Source organism: Phormidium sp. CCY1219, assembly GCF_035615515.1.
Classification (GTDB): Bacteria; Cyanobacteriota; Cyanobacteriia; order Cyanobacteriales; family Laspinemataceae; genus CCY1219.
In genome coordinates, this window is the sequence record NZ_JAJENT010000662.1 from 1 (window position 1) to 19,430 (window position 19,430).

18 protein-coding genes are annotated in these 19,430 nt (G+C 52.1%); 6 read left to right on the forward strand and 12 right to left on the reverse strand.

Annotated elements, in window-relative coordinates; genetic code table 11:
• The first annotated feature begins 71 nt into the window (after positions 1 to 71).
• The gene (locus LKK83_RS19245) at positions 72 to 1,844 is read left to right on the forward strand and encodes a DUF3352 domain-containing protein (RefSeq protein WP_324632908.1); all 1,773 of its coding nucleotides are present in this window, start codon (positions 72 to 74) and stop codon (positions 1,842 to 1,844) included.
• Between the two features lie 150 nt (positions 1,845 to 1,994).
• On the opposite strand, the gene LKK83_RS19250 is transcribed toward LKK83_RS19245, so the two are convergent.
• Positions 1,995 to 2,255 carry a hypothetical protein gene (locus LKK83_RS19250; protein ID WP_324632909.1) on the reverse strand — a complete coding sequence of 87 codons (261 nt, stop codon included), beginning with the start codon at positions 2,253 to 2,255 and terminating at the stop codon, positions 1,995 to 1,997.
• Positions 2,256 to 2,475: 220 nt separating this feature from the next.
• On the opposite strand from LKK83_RS19250, the gene guaA reads away from it, so the two are divergent.
• Together guaA and LKK83_RS19260 are read left to right on the forward strand one after the other, a co-directional pair.
• A complete protein-coding gene (guaA, locus tag LKK83_RS19255) occupies positions 2,476 to 4,107 on the forward strand; it encodes a glutamine-hydrolyzing GMP synthase (RefSeq protein WP_442957339.1) in 1,632 nt (543 codons plus the stop codon).
• Between the two features lie 256 nt (positions 4,108 to 4,363).
• A complete protein-coding gene (locus LKK83_RS19260; RefSeq protein WP_324632945.1) occupies positions 4,364 to 4,621 on the forward strand; it encodes a DUF2949 domain-containing protein in 258 nt (85 codons plus the stop codon).
• Between the two features lie 223 nt (positions 4,622 to 4,844).
• Here the strand turns inward: LKK83_RS19260 and LKK83_RS19265 are convergent, their stop codons facing one another.
• The 10 genes from LKK83_RS19265 to atpD form a co-directional block, all read right to left on the reverse strand.
• Positions 4,845 to 5,759 (reverse strand): F0F1 ATP synthase subunit gamma, encoded by a 915-nt coding sequence (locus LKK83_RS19265; RefSeq protein ID WP_324632910.1) that lies wholly within the window; start codon positions 5,757 to 5,759, stop codon positions 4,845 to 4,847.
• A 16-nt stretch (positions 5,760 to 5,775) separates the two neighbouring features.
• Positions 5,776 to 7,440 carry an alternate F1F0 ATPase, F1 subunit alpha gene (locus LKK83_RS19270; protein WP_324632911.1) on the reverse strand — a complete coding sequence of 555 codons (1,665 nt, stop codon included), beginning with the start codon at positions 7,438 to 7,440 and terminating at the stop codon, positions 5,776 to 5,778.
• A complete protein-coding gene (locus tag LKK83_RS19275; RefSeq protein ID WP_324632912.1) occupies positions 7,430 to 8,746 on the reverse strand; it encodes a F0F1 ATP synthase subunit B family protein in 1,317 nt (438 codons plus the stop codon). Before LKK83_RS19275 ends, LKK83_RS19270 begins: the two co-directional genes overlap by 11 nt.
• A gap of 3 nt (positions 8,747 to 8,749) precedes the next feature.
• A complete protein-coding gene (locus LKK83_RS19280; protein WP_324632914.1) occupies positions 8,750 to 9,028 on the reverse strand; it encodes a F0F1 ATP synthase subunit C in 279 nt (92 codons plus the stop codon).
• Position 9,029: 1 nt separating this feature from the next.
• Positions 9,030 to 9,752, reverse strand: a complete 723-nt coding sequence (locus LKK83_RS19285; protein WP_324632915.1) for a F0F1 ATP synthase subunit A — start codon at positions 9,750 to 9,752, stop codon at positions 9,030 to 9,032.
• A gap of 111 nt (positions 9,753 to 9,863) precedes the next feature.
• Positions 9,864 to 10,154: an ATP synthase subunit I gene (locus LKK83_RS19290; protein ID WP_324632916.1), complete on the reverse strand. Its 291-nt coding sequence runs from the start codon at positions 10,152 to 10,154 to the stop codon at positions 9,864 to 9,866.
• Positions 10,151 to 11,386 carry a cation:proton antiporter gene (locus tag LKK83_RS19295; protein ID WP_324632917.1) on the reverse strand — a complete coding sequence of 412 codons (1,236 nt, stop codon included), beginning with the start codon at positions 11,384 to 11,386 and terminating at the stop codon, positions 10,151 to 10,153. Before LKK83_RS19295 ends, LKK83_RS19290 begins: the two co-directional genes overlap by 4 nt.
• Positions 11,379 to 11,705, reverse strand: coding sequence for an AtpZ/AtpI family protein (locus tag LKK83_RS19300; protein ID WP_324632918.1), 327 nt, complete (start codon positions 11,703 to 11,705; stop codon positions 11,379 to 11,381). The genes LKK83_RS19295 and LKK83_RS19300 overlap by 8 nt, the downstream gene beginning before the upstream one ends.
• Positions 11,686 to 12,093 (reverse strand): F0F1 ATP synthase subunit epsilon, encoded by a 408-nt coding sequence (locus LKK83_RS19305; RefSeq protein ID WP_324632920.1) that lies wholly within the window; start codon positions 12,091 to 12,093, stop codon positions 11,686 to 11,688. The genes LKK83_RS19300 and LKK83_RS19305 overlap by 20 nt, the downstream gene beginning before the upstream one ends.
• A 112-nt stretch (positions 12,094 to 12,205) precedes the next feature.
• Positions 12,206 to 13,639, reverse strand: coding sequence for a F0F1 ATP synthase subunit beta (atpD, locus tag LKK83_RS19310; RefSeq protein ID WP_324632921.1), 1,434 nt, complete (start codon positions 13,637 to 13,639; stop codon positions 12,206 to 12,208).
• Positions 13,640 to 14,272: 633 nt separating this feature from the next.
• Here atpD and LKK83_RS19315 point away from each other — a divergent pair.
• Positions 14,273 to 15,358 carry a hypothetical protein gene (locus tag LKK83_RS19315; protein ID WP_324632922.1) on the forward strand — a complete coding sequence of 362 codons (1,086 nt, stop codon included), beginning with the start codon at positions 14,273 to 14,275 and terminating at the stop codon, positions 15,356 to 15,358.
• A gap of 139 nt (positions 15,359 to 15,497) precedes the next feature.
• Here LKK83_RS19315 and LKK83_RS19320 read toward each other — a convergent pair whose 3' ends face one another.
• The gene (locus LKK83_RS19320) at positions 15,498 to 17,390 is read right to left on the reverse strand and encodes a transketolase (protein WP_324632924.1); all 1,893 of its coding nucleotides are present in this window, start codon (positions 17,388 to 17,390) and stop codon (positions 15,498 to 15,500) included.
• A gap of 372 nt (positions 17,391 to 17,762) precedes the next feature.
• On the opposite strand from LKK83_RS19320, the gene LKK83_RS19325 reads away from it, so the two are divergent.
• Both LKK83_RS19325 and LKK83_RS19330 read left to right on the forward strand, forming a co-directional pair.
• Positions 17,763 to 18,512, forward strand: coding sequence for a ZIP family metal transporter (locus LKK83_RS19325; protein WP_324632925.1), 750 nt, complete (start codon positions 17,763 to 17,765; stop codon positions 18,510 to 18,512).
• A 39-nt stretch (positions 18,513 to 18,551) separates the two neighbouring features.
• Entirely contained in the window at positions 18,552 to 19,415 is an 864-nt protein-coding gene (locus tag LKK83_RS19330; protein WP_324632926.1) for an SDR family NAD(P)-dependent oxidoreductase, read from the forward strand.
• Positions 19,416 to 19,430 lie beyond the last annotated feature (15 nt).

Consider the following 19,430-nt stretch of genomic DNA (forward strand, 5'->3'; position numbering starts at 1 on the left):
GGGGGGAGAACTCCTCCCTACGCATAAATGACGAGGGTTTCCGTTCTCCCCCTTACCAACCCTAATTTCTGATGAAGCCACGCTCATTTTTTTCAATTTTAGCCGTTACGGTACTCCTGGTCTTGCTGCTGGGCGTTGGTGGTCTGTACGCCATCATCACCACCGGACCGATCGAGCTGCTGCGATCGCCTGACGCAACCCGCGTAGAGGCGGCGATGTTCGTCTCCAAACAAGCGCCCTTGATGGCCTCCTTGTTAGTGAATGCAGACAAACTCGAAGACTTTGCAAGAACTGCAGCACCGCCACCGAAGCGAAGCCGAGTGCGAGCCGAGTTTAATAAAATTAAAGAAAGCTTTCTGGCCAATACCGATTTAGACTACCGCCGAGATATCGCGCCGTGGTTGGGGGAAGAAATCACCTTTGCCCTGAGCAATCCCGACTTCGATCGCGATATTGCCAACGGTCGGCAACCGGGGTATTTGCTTGCCGTAGAAACCAAAGATCCGCAACGCAGCCGCGATTTTCTCGAGGCGTGGTGGGGGTCTCGCGCCAGTAGCGGCAGCCAAATCGTGGTGGAAAACTATAAAGGCGTGAAGCTGATTTACAGCCAGCCCCTTGCCGGCAGCCAATCCGGGCCGGTGTTAGGCGGGAATTGGGCCAGTGCGCTGCTCGGATCGCGCTTCGTCTTGTTTGCCAATTATCCCAAAGTGCTGCGCGATGCCATCACCAACGTGCAAGCTACAGAACTCAGCCTGAAGGACAATCCCGCCTACCAAGAGGCGATCGCCAATATGCCCGCAGGCGGCATCGGTTTGAGCTTCGTGAATGTGGAGCAATTTGCCGCCTGGATTAGCGATCGCCCGGTAGAATCTGCCAGCGCCACTGCGGAAAGCGTGTTCGGGAAAGTGTCCCCCAGCCTCGGCATTGCCCTGGGATTGAATCGCCAAGGACTGCTCGCCCAGACCGTTTGGAACTCCACCGCCCCGGCGGCGATCGCCAGCGCCTTGCCCAGCTTAACCCAGCCAGTGGGCGCGTTGCAGTATCTCCCCCCACAAACTGCCTTCGCCCTCTCCGGAGCCAATCTGCAACGCTTGTGGAGCGAACTGTCCGAAAGTTTTGCCGAAGATGAGGCAGTCGGGGCCATCCTGCGCCAACCCCTCGCCGCATTGCAGTCGCGCTGGGGCCTGGATTTACCCCAGGATGTGTTTGACTGGGTGGAGGGCGAATATGCCTTGGGCTTGGTGCCTCAACTCAGCGATACCCGGGAAGGGAAGACCACCTGGGATTGGATTTTCGTGGCTGAGCGAAAACAAGCCGCTACCGAGGGAATTGCCAGCTTAGATGCGATCGCCAATTCGCAAGGGTTTAGCGTCGGTCCGCTTTCCTTGGGCGATCGCCAGGTGTACGCTTGGACCAAACTCGCCACCACCGAGGACAACCCCACCGCTAACCCCTTAACCCCAGTCAGAATTACCGCCCAAGTAGAAGGCGTTCATGCCACAGTGGGGAATTATGAAATCCTCACCACTTCCCTCGAGGCAATGGATGAAGCGATCGATGCATCGCGCCAGGGATCGATTTTAACCCACGAAGCCTTTCAAGCCGCGATCGCTCCTTTGCCCGAATCCAATTATGGCTATCTCTATCTCGACTGGTCCGCCAGTCAAGGGCTTTTAACCCGTCGGGTTCCCGTTCTCAAGCTGATTACCTTGGTCGGAAAACCCTTCTTCAAACGCTTGGAATCGATTTCCCTCAGTGGACCGGCACCCTCCCCCACCGAACCGCCAGAAACCCCCTCTTCAGCGTCTCGGATCGCGGATTTATTTATCCGCTTGAGTTCTTAACCTCCGCTGTATTTTTCGGGAGAATGAAGCATCAAAAAATCGGTGATTTCTTCATTCTTCCCGAGGGATTTTTCTCGGGGATTTCACCGTTTGTGGCGCACTCGGTCGCGGGGACGAGAATGAAATCGACAGACAAGCTATGCCCTGTCCCTACAGGCGGAGGTTCTGGTATAAACCATTGGTTCGAGCGGACAAGCGGGCAAGAAACCAACTGATTCCAATCAGTTGGCGATGGCGCAACCTTGGCGGAAGAAACCCGGTTTTGAAGCTGGATTTCCCCGGGGAGGGGGCGACCCCGCGAGTCTCGGCACGAAATCGTCCCATCGATTGGGGGAGAGGCGATCGCAGTGGCGCGGTGGGGAAGCGATCGCGCCCAGGTTCAGTTGCCCCGGCAGGCAGGGAACGAGTCAAAGTTAAAGAAACTGCAAAAATTTCGACGAGAAAAACCTGTGGCTAAGATATTATAACTAATAAGCGTTAAAGTGTATTTTCAATCGTGCAAAAAGCCACCGGGCTTTTATCCCAAATTGGTCTAGACGAAACCGAAAAAATGGCCAGCGAAAAGCTTGCATCTTGCATCGCTAGCAAATAGGTTGGAGTCTGAACCAGACCCGTAGAAGAGAAATTAGCAGTGAGTACGCAAATCCCAACCCAACAACCCCCCGTCAGCGAAACAGTGGAAGACAAGCCAGATACCAAGCCAATTCCCCGTGAGACGATTTTAATTTTAGATTTCGGTTCGCAGTATTCCGAGCTAATCGCGCGTCGAATTCGCGAAACTGAAGTGTATTCCGAGGTGCTGTCCTATCGGACTTCAGCCAGCGCCCTAGAGAAACTGAAACCCAAGGGAATTATTCTCTCGGGCGGTCCGAACTCGGTGTACGATGCCGGTGCGCCGGAATGCGATCCGGGGATTTGGCAGCTTGGCATTCCGGTATTTGGCGTCTGTTATGGGATGCAGTTGATGGTGCAGCAGCTTGGGGGGAAAGTCGCCCCAGCGGAACGCGCCGAATATGGCAAAGCCGCCTTGTACATTGACGATCCCACAGATTTGCTGACCAACGTGGAAGACGGATCCATCATGTGGATGAGTCATGCCGACTCGGTATTGAAGATGCCAGAAGGATTCGAGTTACTGGCGCATACCGAGAACACCCCCTGTGCGGCGATCGCCGATCACGAGAAAAAACTCTACGGCGTGCAATTTCACCCCGAGGTGGTGCATTCGGAATGCGGGCTTGCCCTGATTCGCAACTTTGTTTATCACATTTGCGAGTGTCAGCCCACCTGGACCACGGCGAGATTTGTAGAAGAAGCGATCGGCGAAATTCGCGATCGCGTCAGCGATCGGCGCGTGTTGCTGGCATTATCCGGCGGCGTGGATTCCTCCACCCTCGCCTTTTTGCTGCACAAAGCGATCGGCGATCGGCTCACCTGCATGTTTATCGACCAAGGATTCATGCGGAAATACGAGCCAGAACGGTTAGTCAAACTGTTTCAAGAGCAGTTCCACATTCCCGTGGAATACATCAACGCCCGCGATCGCTTTCTCGCCCAAATGAAAGGCGTCACCGATCCGGAAGAAAAACGCAAGCGCATCGGGCACGAATTCATCCGCGTATTTGAAGAAGAATCCAGACGCCTCGGCCCGTTTGACTTTTTAGCCCAAGGCACCCTTTACCCCGACGTGATCGAATCTGCCGACACCAGCATCCCCTCCCAACCCGGGGAACGAGTCGCAGTGAAAATCAAAAGCCATCACAACGTCGGCGGTTTACCCGAAGACTTGCGCTTCAAACTGATCGAACCCTTGCGGAAACTGTTTAAAGATGAAGTCCGCAAAGTGGGACGATCCATCGGGTTGCCCGAAGAAATCGTCCGTCGCCATCCCTTCCCCGGGCCGGGGTTAGCGATTCGCATTTTAGGCGAAGTCACTGTAGAACGGTTAAATATCTTGCGCGATGCGGACCATATCCTGCGCCAAGAAATCCGTCAGCGCGGCATGTACCACGATTTTTGGCAAGCCTTTGCGGTCTTGTTACCCATACGCAGCGTCGGCGTCATGGGCGATCGCCGCACCTATGCCTATCCGATCGTTCTGCGCTTTATCTCCAGCGAAGATGGCATGACCGCCGACTGGTCTCGCGTTCCTTACGATATGTTGGAAACTATTTCTAACCGCATCGTCAATGAAGTGCGCGGCGTCAATCGCGTGGTTTATGACGTCACCTCTAAACCCCCCGGAACCATCGAGTGGGAATAGGCCAACTTCACAACTAGCACAACACAGATTTGCCCGCTAAATGCACAAAGTTCGGTAAAATTGCGGATGCCGTTGCCATGAGAATGTGCTGCATTAGTAATAAGTATTCATATGACTTGCATTAACGCGGGTTGAGCCAGTTGACTACCTGCGCGATCGCCAAATGGACGGATCGAAAAGTAGCAACCAGCGTCACCCAAAGCAGTACAATTGCATGTCACGTTTAGAACGTCAAACTCAGGAGGTGAAATTTGCAATGGCACCCGCCACCTATTCCCAATTCATTCGCTTTCTCCAAGAGGAGTTAGCCCTTTCTGCTTCCTCAATTGCATTTGCGGAGCGGATCTGTGCCGCTGATTCCCGTCCGCGAGAAATGGATCCCACTCCCTTACCGATGGTTCTCTGGCAATATGGGTTCGTCACCCTCAAACAGTTAGAGCGCATCTTTGACTGGATGGAAAATTCCCCGTTGACGACCCGCTTGAATCACTCTGTTACCAACCAGGAGGCATAATTGTCTTGCACAGTCTCCCAAGCATCAAAGGGCATTTGTACTTACCTGACCCATGCCCTCTATTTTCCAATTGCAGCGATAAAATAACAAGCCGAGTCACCCTCACCCAACCCAACTCGGCTTTTCATTGTTATGAAAAAATTTTTTCCCACCCCGCAAGAAAAACCGTTTAAATTGGTAAAAAAAAGCAGAGGCGGTATTGAAATCCGCTGCTTTTTATGTTCTACCCTTCCGATTGAGTGAGCGCTTCAAACCCTGATGCAACTTCCAGCAATTCTGACGTAATCGAACTTTGTCTTTCCCGACGATACTGAGAAGTTAAATCCCCAAGTCGTTCTTGAATATTCTTTTCCGCTGCCTGCATCGAAGACAGGCGGCTAGCATTTTCACTGGCCAAAGATTCAGCAAAGGCGCGATAAAGCGACAGGAATAAATATTCTCGGATTAAGGCAGAAAATAACCGATTCCAATCCATTGTAAAGGTGGGTAACACATTATTCGGCCAGTCTTTGTGGACTAATTCCTTCAACCAGTCCGGGTTTAGGGGAAGCAATTGCAGGGTGCGCGGCTCATAAGAAGAACCAGAGAGAGATTGATTGTAAAAAATCACAATTCGCGCCACTTGTTCTTCATTTCGCCATTGCTGAATATTTAGCAAGATTTCCTGGACCATATTGGTAATCCCGTTCACGGAACTGGGCACGGAAAACGAAGTGGCGATCGCCTGTTTTCGCGCTGACAGCAGGGGAACGATCCGCGCCCCCACCGCCGCGATCGCCCGGTTTTCTGGCTTCACCTCCCACTCGTCTAATTGCTGCATCCCATGAGAAACCACGCGCTCGTTAAATTGACCGCACAACCCTTGGTCCGAACCAAACACGATCGCCCCGATGCGCCCAATCCCGCCAGACTCGCTCTGGCCAGAGAGCATCTGCGGCGTATATTCATCAGAAAAATATCCCCGTCTCATGGCAATATGCAGCCCCATTTCCACGGTGCGATTGTACTCACTCAAAGACTCCACCGCTCGCTGATATTGTCGAATGCTGACTGCAGCGAGAGCTTTCATGGTCTTGACCACTGATTGCAAATCTTCAACGCTACTAATTTGAGCTTTAAGTGCTTGAGCGGTTGGCACGATTTTTTCCCCTCATCTATTGCGGTTGGTTTTCTTCAGTTTCTTCGGAATGTTCCGATTCGGATGCGGCGTTTGACTCGGTTTCGCCTTCGTCTTCCCCGCCTTCTCCTTCGGCGCGTTTTTCTTCACCGGATTCGCCTTGTTTTTCCGCGTCACTGGAGCGGCGATCGATAGCTTCTCTGGCGGTATCTAATATCGCCAAGCGGTCTTCATCGCTGAGAGATTCTCCCGATTCGATGCGATCGCAAATATCCGACACTCGCTCCGTCACCCGTTGGCGAATTTCTCCCGCCGCCTCTTCCACCTCATCGAGTTCGATTTCGTCCAATAACCCATTATTCACCGACATCAGCACGGCAATTTGCTCCGACACCGAAAGCGGTTGAGATTGAGGTTGCTTTAGCACCTCGCGCACGCGACGCCCTCGGGTGAGGGTTTGTTGCGTTTCCTCATCCAACTGCGTGCCGAAGCGAGCAAACACTTCCACTTCTTCAAACTGGGAATAAGACAGACGTAAATTGCCCGCCAAGCCTTTATAGGCGCTTAACTGGGTTTTTCCCCCCACCCGGGAGACGGATTTACCCACATCCACCGCCGGTAAAACCGCTTTTTGAAATAAATCGGGCGATAAATAAATTTGACCGTCGGTAATGGAAATTAAATTGGTGGGAATATAAGCAGAAATATTCTGCGCTTGGGTTTCTACAATGGGTAAAGCAGAAAGAGAACCGCCCCCGAGTTCATCGCGCAGGTGAGTCGATCGCTCCAGCATCCGCGAGTGAATGTAAAAGATATCCCCCGGATAAGCTTCTCGACCGGGGGGGCGTCGCAGCAAGAGGGATAACTCCCGATACGCCCAAGCGTGACGGGTTAAATCGTCATACACCACTAAGACATCGCGCCCTCGGTCCATAAAATACTCGCCAATGGTGGTTGCTGCATAGGGGGCGACGTATTTCAATCCCGGAGGGTCTTCGCCGGAGGACACCACCACCACGGTGTAGTCCATTGCTTCATGTTGGCGCAACTCGGCGATCGCCTTCGCCACGGAAGCGACTCGCTGTCCGATGGCGCAGTAGATGCAGATTACATCTTTATCCTTTTGATTGATAATCGTATCGATCGCGATCGCGGTTTTGCCGGTTTGGCGATCGCCCACGATCAGTTCTCGCTGACCCCGACCCACGGGAATCAAAGCATCCACCACTTTTAACCCGGTTTGCAGGGGAACGCTTACCGGGGCGCGGTCCATAATGGCTGGGGCTTCCCGTTCGATCGGGCGACGTTCTTCTGCATTAATCGACCCTTTGCGGTCCAGGGGGCGACCGGTGGCATTCACCACCCGCCCCAGGAGACCCTCGCCCACCGGCACATCCATAATCCGCCCGGTGCGATGCACTTCGTCACCGGCCTGTATCTTTTCGCTTTCTCCTAACAGAATCACCCCGATTTGATTCGGGTCTAAATTAAAGGCAATGCCCAGTATGTCCCCGGGAAAGCGCAGCACTTCTTCCGAGCGCACGTCGGGCAATCCGGACAGGGTGGCAATCCCGCGCGAAACCGATTTGACAATGCCGATTTCGCGAGTTTCGAGTTGGGGGTGGTAACTGTCTAGGGCGCGATCGAACGCACTAAAGGTATCGTCGAGTACCCGCAACAGTTGGCGATCGTTATTTCGCATTCTCTTCCTCCTTCACAGCAGCAGATAAGCGGCGTTCCAGGGAGTCCATGTATCGCTCTAAACTCCAGACAATGGAACGATTGCCAAATTGCAATTCTACGCCACAGATTAAGTCATCGGACTGGGCAAATTGCACCTGATGGTGGTTGAGCAAATGCTCTTGTTTCAGGTGATGAATGATTTGCTCGCGCTTGGGTTGGGGAATCTCGAAGCTGCTGCGGATGGCGATTTTTTCGGAATGTCCTAGGGCTTGGTCGATGGCTTTGCGTTCCGATGAGTTGAGATTTTGGAGCCGCTTGAGGAAGACGGAAATTGCCCGTTCTTCTAAGTCTGCATCGGCCAAATCTTGCAAGGCGCGACGGGCGATCGCGTAGGTTTTTTCTAGCACCTGGGATTCGATATTTTCCGCTTTTTTGGCGACTCGTTCTCGTTCTTCTATATCGGCTTTTTCTTTGCGGGTTTCTTCTTGAATGAATTGAGCAAAGCGCTCTTCTATGCCTTGTAAATAGGTTTGAAAATCCCAGGAAACGGCTTGACCGTCTACCTGGACGGTAATGCCGCAGAGTAAGCGCTCGGAAGTGACAAATTTTACCGGGATTTGGGTTTCGGTGTCTTCGGCAAAATCCTCCGCTTTGTGACCGTTATTCTCCCGTTCTTTTTCCTCGGGTTCCTCGGCAATGGTGAGGGTTTTACCCGAGGCAATTTGGTTTTGCAACAAGTCGAGGAGTTGATGGCGTTTGTCATCGGGAATCTGGAAGCCGCTGCGGATGAAAATCGGTTCTTCAGAGGTTTGTAATGCCTCGCGCAGACGATCGCGCTGTTCGTCCTCGAGGCGTTGCAGGCGATCGCAAAATCGGGCGATCGCCCGTTCTTCCAGGTCCGTATGGGCGACCTCTTGCAAGGTGCGCCGGGTGAGGTCGTAGGTTTCCTGCGCCACCTGTTGTCGCAGTCGGTGGAGAAAGGATTTTTGTTCGCGATCGATGGCCGATCGCCATTGCGCCTGGAGGTTATCCACCTCGCGGCGGGCTTGGTCGATCAGCGCTTTGCGCCGCGCTTCGGCTTGTTCTTTGGCTTGTGCCACGATTTGCGATCGCCGATCTTCGATTTCTCTGCGCTTTTGTCGGTAAGCTGCGGCGGATTCTCGCGCTTTGTCGCGATCGCGCTGCGCCTCCTGCCAGCGATTTTCTAGCTTTTTCTGGCGATCGTCCATCGTTTTGAGGATGGGTTTATACAAAAACTTCCACAGCAGGAAAACCAGAATGAGGAAGTTGACGATCTGGGCGACGACGGTAAACCAAGTAATCACCGATTAGCCTCCTCCCTGTTGGGTAAACTGACCCCAAAAGGGATTGGCAAACAGCAAAATAATCGAAATCACAAAACAATAAATTGCGGTAGATTCGATAAATGCCATCCCCACAAATAATGTCCGGGTAATCGTATTCGCTTTATCCGGTTGTTGTGCCAGCGCTCTCAGGGCATTGGCAAGGGCCAATCCTTCCCCGATCGCCGGACCGACTGCGCCAATGGCAATGGTTATTCCAGCGGTGAAAATCGACACCATACCCACCAGTCCCATATTATCCATTTTAACTCGCTCCTTGTTCTGAATGTTGGTTTTGTTGTTTTTTGGTCGTGTGCTGCGCGCTCATTCCCGAGGCAATATAAACTAATGCCAAAATGGCAAATACATACGCTTGAATGACGCCAATTAAAATCCCAAATGCCCGCATGACCATCGGCAGGAATAGCGGCACCAGGGAAATTAAAATGGCGACCAGCAAGCTGGTACTCATAATGTTGCCAAACAAACGAACTGCCAGAGAAAGGGTTCGCGACAGTTCGCTGATAATCTGAAACGGCAACATAATCGGCGTCGGCTGAATGTAATGCTTGAAGTACGCTCTCCAGCCTACGTTTTTGATTCCGTAATAAGGAACGGCAAAGAACACGCAAATAGCCCAAGCTGCCGTGCTAGACAGAGAAGCCGCTGGAGATTCATAATAGGGAAACAAGGTCAGAATGTTCGCCAGGGCGATAAACAAAAATAAAGTGCCCACAAAGGGTAAAAATTGTTTGGGTTCTTGTCCGATTCCCTCGCGAATTTGGTCGTTGATTTGCTTGACGATGATTTCTAGCATATTTTGCCAGGGGGAAATTTTATCCGGTGCGATCGCCAGATTTCGCGTCACCAGCCAAGACCCGATAACCAAAATTGCCATCACCAGCCAAGTAAAGACTAGGGTAGCATTGAGGACAACCCAATTCCACTGCCAGTAGATGATGTTATCAATAAATTGCCATGTTTCCATTGCAGTTTACACAGAATTTGTCAGCTTTGCAATTCAATGCGGTTTAACTCGGGGTTGCGCGATCGCCTCCCAAAAAAACTCGCCTTGCCGTTCTCTCATCCCGGGCTAAAACTAGAACAGTTTCACCTTTTCTTTGGGGTGCCAAACTTGGGTTAAAACCGCGCGGGCAATTAAAAATCCCAACAGGCAAACCAAGGCGCTTTCCCACTGTCCGTTCATTACGATATAAAAGCCGAGCAAGGTAATCGCAACCCGCCCCAAGTAACTGCCGATAAATAACCGCGCCGGCCATTGGGTGGTGGGCAGTTGTCGCACGGTAATCCACAAACTGGCGAAGTAGAAAACGCCGAGGGCAAATCCGGCGGGAAGGGCAATAAATAATAAGGGAAAAATGACGTTCATGGTGTTTCTCCTTGTTTTTGAGGCCACTTATGGAGCAGCGATCGCAGGGCAAGCGGTGCAATAATACTGGTTGCCGCCGAGACTAAAACCATCGCGGCAAATATCTTTTCCGATACCGCCCACGACCCGAGTTTCAATCCGCGTTGCATGACAATCATCGTAATCTCGGCTCTCGGAATCATGCTGACACCAATCAAGATGCCACCGATTTTGCTAGTGGTTAAATAAGCCAAACCCCCGGCACCGAGAACTTTCCCGAGAACTGCAGCAATGAGTAAAATCAATCCCATTCCCACGGCACTCGTGAGGGCTGTGGGGTCGATTTTTAAGCCGATGCCAATGAAAAAAAACGGGGTCAATAGTTCGTAGATAGATTGAAACGAAGCTTCCATTTTTACCGCTTGCGGATCGCGACTGAACACCAGTCCGGCAAAAAATCCGCCAATGGCAACGGAAAAGCCAAGCAATCCGGCGATCGCGGCAATAATAAATCCAATTCCGACCACTTCCAGCATCGGGTCTGGCGCGGGTTCGATTTCGCGAAAAAACTTGGTCATTTTCGCCTCAAAATAACGCGAAAAGAAAAAGCAAAACGTACCAAACACAACTGCCTTGAACGCAAAGATACCCGAAGTTTCGGCGATAACCGAAACTAACGAACCGCTGTCATTGCTCTGGCTAAGATTGGGGGCAATTGCAAACAGCAACGCCATCAAAATCACCGCAGAAATGTCGTCCATTTCCGCTACATCGAGCAACAATTGACCGTTCGGCGAATCCGTGGCGTTTTCTTCTTCCCAAACCCCGATGGAAACCCCCACACTGGTGGCGGTAAATGCCACGGCCACAAATATACTGGAAATGGCGGATAAGTTGAGCAAAAAATAGGCGGTGACAAATCCCAATCCGCCACTGACGATGATATCTGAAAGCCAGATTTTGCTTGCGCGGGGCAACTGATGCTTGAGTCCGGCTAAATCGCTTTCCAGTCCCACGCGAAACAGCAAGGAAATAATCCCCAATTCGGCTAAAAATACAAATATTTCCTCAGCTTCGGGGGAAAGAAACTGCCATTGCGCGTCTGCCAGACGCAGGAGAAATCCCAGCAGCAAATAGCCTAAGAGATTGGGCAACCCCAAGCGACTGGTGCCCGCTTTGATGGCAATGGAAAGGGCGATCGCCACCCCGACGAGCAACACCATCAGCGGTAGTGCCAGCGCTCCTTCACTCATTGGGTCGCTCCCGTTCTACCCAGAACCAAGCGTTTAGGCAACCCAATACTACACCCACAAATAATAACATCAAAGTCCAGGAATACGGACTCGGATAGGTGACATCGATCCACAGTCCAATCGCCAGACCAATTAAGGTGGGAATGGCAACAGACCATCCAATCAATCCAAACATTCCCAACCCATACCAAATGCTAAACTCATCCTCGCGCTTTGCTTTCAGCTTGCGAGATGATTTCTCCCGAATCTGCTGGTGAAACCTTTCTTGGCGTTTCGGATCGGGTATTCGCTTGCTTTTTCTACTGTTCGGGCGCTTCACGACTTGTCCCTCCCACTTCAATTAATCCGCGCATAAATCCCGCTTCGAGTCTGGAAACGGCAGACCGCGCTTGTTTCTCCCGGTCGTCCAGGGTTTTATATTTCTCTTCTACGGTTTGCTGCAACGAGTCTAAGTCTTTTCCTTTCGCCGCTTGTCGGGTAGACACTAACACCTCAGAACCATTTTTTACCAGGGTTCCTTGATTGACCGCAACAAATGTTTCTGTTCCTCCTGCGGATTCGTATGATAGTATTCCCGGCACCAATGCGGTTACGAAGTCGATATGATTGGGCAACAGTCCAAACGCTCCATTTTCGGCTTCTGCTGTTACTTTTTTAACGTCTTCGTCTACCAGCACTTCTGTGGGTAATAAAATTTTTAGCTTCATTTTTTATTGGCTTTTTATAAGGTTCTTTTGTGCTTTTTTGCGCTATATTACCGGAATTAAAATTAGGATATGGGGGAATTTCAATCCAGCATTTTCCCTCACGAACCGCAGATTATTCTTTTTCCGAGTTTTCCTCCTGTTCTTGGGGTTGACTTTTTTGTGCTTCGTCGATTTTGCCAAGCATGTAAAGCGATCGCTCGGAATAATCGGAAAATTCGCCTTGGAGAATGCGATCGCATCCGTCGAGCGCTTCTTCCATGCTGACCAATTTGCCCGCTTTGCCGGTAAACTGTTCGGTGGTAAAAAACGGTTGGGTTAAAAACCGCTCTAGACGACGGGCGCGGTTCACGGTTTGGCGATCGCTGGCGGAAAGTTCCTCCATCCCCAGCATAGAAATAATATCTTTTAAATCTTCATAATTCGCCAGAGTTTGTCGCACCGTTTGGGCGATTTGATAGTGCCGCTTTCCCACAATGGGAGGCGTCAGCATTTTAGAATTCGATTGCAGGGGATCGATTGCCGGATACAATCCCTGACTGGCGCGCTTTCGCGATAGCACGATCGAAGAAGACAAATGCCCGAACGTGTGAACTGCTGCCGGATCGGTAAAATCATCTGCCGGAACGTACACCGCCTGTACGGAGGTAATCGAACCGCTGGCGGTATTGCCGATCCGTTCTTCGAGTTCGGACAATTCCGTGCCCAAGGTGGGTTGATATCCCACTCGCGAGGGCAATCGTCCCATCAAACCGGACACTTCCTGTCCCGCCTGAATGAATCGGAAAATATTGTCCATCAGCAATAGCACATCTTGCTTGGCGTCATCGCGGAAATACTCCGCCATTGTCAGCGCCGCATGACCCACGCGGAATCGCGCTCCCGGCGGTTCGTTCATCTGCCCGAATACCATAATGGTATTGTTAAGCACCCCCGCTTCTTGCATTTCGCGATAAAATTCTTCTGCCTCGCGGTTGCGTTCGCCGATCCCGCAAAACAGACTGACTCCTTCGTGGTGAGTCGCCATGTTGTGTATCATTTCCGAGAGCAAGACGGTTTTGCCCACACCGGCACCGCCAAACAAACCCGCTTTCCCCCCGCGTTCTAGGGGTGCGAGTACGTCGATCGCTTTGATCCCGGTTTCGAGAATCTCCGAACTCGTGGATTGCTCGGCGAGTTCCACGGGGGGTTGATGAATCGATCGCCATTGTGCGTCGCTGATTTGGTCTTTTTTATCGATCGCCTCGCCGAATACATTAAATACCCGACCCAGTAATTTATCTCCCACGGGCACTTTGAGCGTTTTTCCCGTGTCTTTCACCGCCGCACCTCGTGCCAAACCGGCAGTGGGCATCAGGGCGATGCCGCGCACCGTCTGCTCGTCTACGTGGTTCACCACTTCGATGACAATGCGATCGTCTTCACCGGTTCTCAATTCGCTATATACCTCCGGAAGCCCTTCCGAAAACCGAACGTCAACCACACTACTGCGAATGGAAATAATTTGTCCGTGATGATTTGATTTTCGCGAGTCTTCCGTTTTGTTCATGGCAAGCAATTTTTAACAACCGTCTCGATAATCTGTTTATTTTTTTGCCCGGATTTTTGGCGCTGGTATTGCGCCCAACTCTTACCAGAGAGTCACGCCCAGGGCGAGGAACTCCGGCGGGTTTGGCCGACTCCTCTATTTGGAATAGGTCTTTTTAGTTATCGTCTTTCTATTACTAAAACACTTTCGCTTCGGCAATCATCTTCCTAAAGGAAGAGATTTTCTCTCGGCAGATGTTCGCCGAGGGGAAACCCTGTGCCAGATGCTCTTGACGGTTGGGCGATCGCCACCCGCAAAACTTGAAAGTTGAAAAAATTCTTAATTCTTAATTCTTAATTTTTAATTCTTAAGTTGGCGAAGGAAATGACCCTGGGTCGGGGTGTAATCTGTATCTTAGTGAAGGTTGGGATGGAGGGAGGGCTTCCGGTGGTTACATTTCCTTGTCATCTCTCTGGGGAAGCATTTTTTGGCACATTTATTTCTGCCGCTAGGAGGTTGAAGGGCGTCCCCAGGGAAATTTTGCCTAATCCTAGAGTAATAAAAAGCTTTATTTATCTTAAACGGCTCTGGTTTTTTACTATAATAAATACTAATGATAGAAATCTAATAAAGTCGATAAAACTGAGGGTTTTTATGGTAAAAGTAGCAACAACTGACATGCCAGATGCAGTAGATATTGCAGTGAAAGAAGCGGCTTCTGAGGCAATGGGGGCACATCCGCAGCAGCTAAAAATTGTGGCAGCGGAGAAACGAACCTGGCCGAATGGCTGTCTCGGACTGGCCCAACCCCGGGAATACTGTCCCCCGGCGAAAGTGGAAGGATGGCGGGTAGTTATCTCCGATGGCAGGGATACCCTAGTATATCGCACCTCCCTGTCAGGCGATCGCCTGCGGCAAGAAAAAGAAGACACCTACAGTGGCAAGCTGCCCCCGGAAGTTGCCGAGATGGTTTTGCAGGACGTGCAGCAGAGAGCTAGGGAACAGATTTCCGAGCTACACATCGTCCACGAGGAACAACGAACCTGGCCCGATAGCTGCCTGGGGCTGTCGGAACCGGGGGAAGTCTGCGCTCAAATGCTGGTGGATGGGTGGCGCGTTGTGGTGGAAAATCACGATCGCCAGTGGATCTATCGCACCTCCCTAGAAGGCGGAAAAATCCGGTTGGAATCCCACGAAAGCACCTCGGGGAATGGAAAGATAAGCGATCGCCTCGCCCATGCCGTAGTGCAGCAAACCGCGAAACATGCGGACACTTCCCCCTCAACCCTGCACCTAGTGGAAGCCGAACCGCAAACCTGGAACAATACCTGTCTCGGTCTTCCCCAACCCGGAGAAGCCTGCGAACAACAGCCGGTGGAAGGATGGCGGATTGTGGTAGAAAACGATTGCCAAACCTGGGTGTATCGCAGCGATCGCAAAGGCAGTAACATCCGCTTGGAAACGCCCTATCATACCGCCGTGGGCAACCTTCCCCCTTCCGTGAGCAATGCCGTATTGCACCATATCTCGCAACAGTCGGGCAAGTCTCCCTTGGGACTGCGGATCGTGGAGGCAGAACGAGAAACCTGGCCCGATCGCTGCCTGGGTCTTGCCGAACCGGAAGAATCCTCGGTGGAAGAAACCTTAGTTCCGGGATGGCGCGTGATGGTCTCCGATCGCCATCGGGCCTGGACCTATCGCACGGACCGCGATGGCAGCACCTTACGCATCGAAAAATAGCCATTGTTGGTTGCTCTCGTTTTCTCTCGTTCCCAGGATAAGCCGTAGGGTGGGCAATGCCCACCCTACAGGGTTTCTATACGGTTTATACAGTAGCCGTAGGGTGGGCAATGCCCACCCTACAGGGTTTCTATACGGTTTATACCGAACTGCCCACCGGCTGCTTCACCAGAGATTGAGCTGCCGCCACGATCGCATCCGCGTCTATTTTCGCACCGTGCAACATTTCCGCCGGCTGACCCGATCCGGGCATGTCGCGCACTGCTAGCTTGATGGGGCGCAACGGCGGTCCGTCATATACCGGAGCGCTGTCCGTACCGGTAAAGGCATCCAGTACAGCCGCACCTAATCCGCCTTCGCTCCAATGATCTTCCACCACAATCAGATTGCCCTCGGTATCGTGAGCTGCTTGATACAGGGTTTCCACATCGATGGGCTTGACGGAATACAGATCGATAACCCGCGCCAGGATGCCTTCTTTTTTCAGGCGATCGTAAGCCGAAAGCGCCTCATGCAGGGTGACACCGGCACCGATGATGGTGAGGCGATCGCGATCGCAACTGCGAAGCACCTTGCTACCCCCAATCGGAAACGCTTCATCCGCATCGTAGATAACCGGAGTTTTCATCCGGGTGGTGCGGAGATAGCAAATCCCCGGGCGATCGCTCATCTGTTCCACCAATTTCGCCGTTTGGTTGCCATCGCAGGGATACAACACCGTGCTGCTCCACACCGCGCGAAAGGCCGCGATATCTTCCAATCCCATCTGCGACGGACCATCCTGCCCGATGGAAACCCCGGCGTGAGACCCCACCAGCTTCAGGTTCGCCCGGGAAACAGCCGCCATCCGCACGAAATCGTAAGCGCGGGAGAGAAATGCCGCAAAGCTGGAGGCAAAGGGCTTGTAATTGAGCGCCTGCAAGCCAACTGCCGCCCCCACCATGAGCTGCTCGCCGATAAACATCTCGAAATAGCGTTCCGGATAGGTTTTGGCGAAGAACTTGGCGCGGGTGGAGTTGCTCACTTCTCCATCGAGACCCACTACCTCCGGTTGTGCGGCTCCCAAGGCTTTGAGTGCCTGACCGTAGGCATCCCGCGTGGCCACGGATTCTCCCATTTCAAAGTGAGGAAGTTCCAGGGGTTGCGCCTTTGCGGGAGCTGCCGGTTTGGCGGCTTTTGGCTTTTGTACCTCGATGCGGATATTTCGTTCGCCGCCTAACTCGGCGATCGCCGCTTCGGTTTGTTCCGGTTTCAAATTCTTCCCGTGATGCCCGTTTTCATCTTCCAATTCAGCATAGCCCTTGGCTTTAATCGTCCGGGCGATAATCGCCGTGGGGCGATCCTCAATAGTTAAGGCTTCTGCATAGGCGCGATCGACCTCCCCCAAATCGTGACCGTCGATCTCGATCGCGTGCCAGCCAAAGGCGCGGGCGCGCTCTGCATACGCTTGAGTATTCCATCCCAATTCCGTTTCTCCGCGCTGTCCCAGACGGTTCACGTCGATAATCAGGCTAATGTTGTTTAGGTGATAGTAGGAGGCGCGATCGAACGCTTCCCATACCGACCCCTCGCCGGTTTCGCTATCTCCTTGCAAGACCCAGATGCGCGCGGGCACTTCGTTGAGATACTTGCCGGCTAACGCCATCCCGAAGCCAATCGTCAGTCCCTGTCCCAGAGAACCGGTTCCCACGTCGATTCCAGGCAGTTTCGGGGTGGGATGACCTTCCACGGGACTGCCAAACTGGCGCAAGGACATCAACTGTTCGTCCGAGATGACTCCCGCCGCCTTCAGCATGGAATACAGCAGGGGCGACGCATGACCTTTCGAGAAAATCACGCGATCGTTATTCGGGTTCTCGGGATTGTCAAAGTCAAAAGTTAGATACTTCGTGAGCAGCACGGCCATCAGATCCGCCGCCGACATCGAGGAGGTGGGGTGCCCGGAACCCGCCTCGCTGGTACAGCGAATGCTATCGACCCGCAGTTGCTGCGCTAATTCATGCCATTCTTGTAATTGATTGGCGTTTGTCATCGTTATCTCCTAAAATTTCTCCTAAATAAATAAATCGGGTCTCTATCTTTCGAGAACCCCAAAAAAAATTTTCTGCTACTTGCGAATTAGACCTCTCCTAATATCCCCGTTCGCTCATTATAAGTTGATATTTCAGCGCTTACGTCTATCAAAAGTAATAAAGCCGCCGCGCGCCTGTGCAATTGTGGCGCGATCGCCCCCGGGTTTTCCCCTCACCGCGTTTTCCGCCCACCGCCGTGCAAACCCTGGCGATCGCCGAAGTGGGAGGAAGGCCCAGCCTCGGCAGATGCGTTGGAGCCTGAGAATGAGGGATGAAAGTGGGATAAAATGACCGGAATTATCAATTAACCTTTTGTGACATACGGCCAAAAGATGGATATTCAATTATTTTTCACCACCTTACTCGCCGCCACGATTACCATGTTGGCAACTGGTTTAGGAGCCGTGCCCTTTTATTTTTTTCCCAGACTCTCGCAAAAGTGGTCGCGACGGGGGTATGGGTTTGCCGGCGGCGTGATGCTCGCCGCTTCCGTGTTCGATTTGATAATACCGGCACTCAGACGGGGTGGATATTCCCCGGTGGCGATCGGCTTAACCGTGGGAACCGGGGTTTTTCTGTTGAGCGAAGTATGGTTGGGTGACAAACAGATCGATTTTGGCGAAATTCGCGGAGCCTCTGCGCGGCGGGTGCTGTTGATTTTAGGCACTTTATTTCTGCATAGCTTCCCGGAAGGAGTGGCAGTGGGCGTGGGATATGGCGCAGGGCAAGAAAACGGCAATTTAGGATTCCTCTTGGCCCTGGCGATTTCCGTGCAAAATATTCCGGAAGGACTGGCGGTGACCCTGCCCCTGCGCGCGGAAAAGGTTCCGGTGAATCAATGCGTGTTTTGGGCGATTTTTTCCAGTGTGCCGCAACCGATCGCCGCCATTCCCGCCCTGCTGGCGGTTTCCTTTTTCCAGCAGATTTTGCCTTATGGATTGGCATTTGCCGCAGGTGCGATGGGGTTTTTGGTAGTCAGCGAACTGATTCCGGAGGGTCTAGAAAAAGGCGATCGCCTGGAAATCGGCACCATTGTGGCCATCGGCTTTTTGCTAATGACCATCGCCCATACCCTCGTCTAACTCCCGCTTCGTTCCCCCAAAAACTCTAGCTAGAGGAAGATGACAACTGCCGTGGGTTTCTCTACCTTACTGAATAGTACCATCGGGATTGAGAACTCAACCTCTCCTCCCCGGGTTTGTGATTTAGACGGAAATCAACGCTTTATGGGTAAAAGAGTCGAAAATAAAATCGCAATTGTCACCGGTGGCGGTGCGGGTATCGGACGAGAAACCGCCTTGATGCTGGCTTCGGAAGGGGCAAAAGTCGTGGTGACGGATATCGAAGAAGACGGCGGCCAAGAAACCGTTAACCAGATTACAAATCGCGGGGGAACCGCCAAATTTTTGTCCCACAATGTGGTACTGGAAGAAGACTGGAAGCGCGTGTTAAATGAAACCAGCGCTGCATTGGGTTCGCCGAATATTCTGGTGAATAATGCCGGGATTTTGCAGTTTAATGACTTGGCAACCACCCCCGTCGAACAGTGGCATAAGCTGATGGATGTAAACGCTTTAGGCGTATTTCTCGGCCTCAAACACTGCGGGTCTCTGATGGCAGAAAATGGCGGCGGTGCGATTGTCAATTTATCCTCTACCGCCGCCCTGGTTGGCGTCAAGCGGCAAAGTCTCTACGGTGCGAGTAAAGGCGCGGTTCATACGATGACCAAAGATTGCGCGGTGGAATTGGCCGATCGCAAAGTGCGCGTCAATTGCGTCAATCCCAGCGTCATCGATACCGGCATGGCGGAACTCGGCGCAAAAGAACGGGGAATGACAAAAGAAGAAATCGGTCAAATGTATCCGATGGGTCATATTGGCGAACCGATTGATGTGGCTTATGCTACCTTATTTTTAGCCTCGGATGAAGCGAAATTTATTACCGGCACCGAGTTAGTTATTGATGGCGGTTATACGGCAAAATAAGCGAGAAAAATCAGG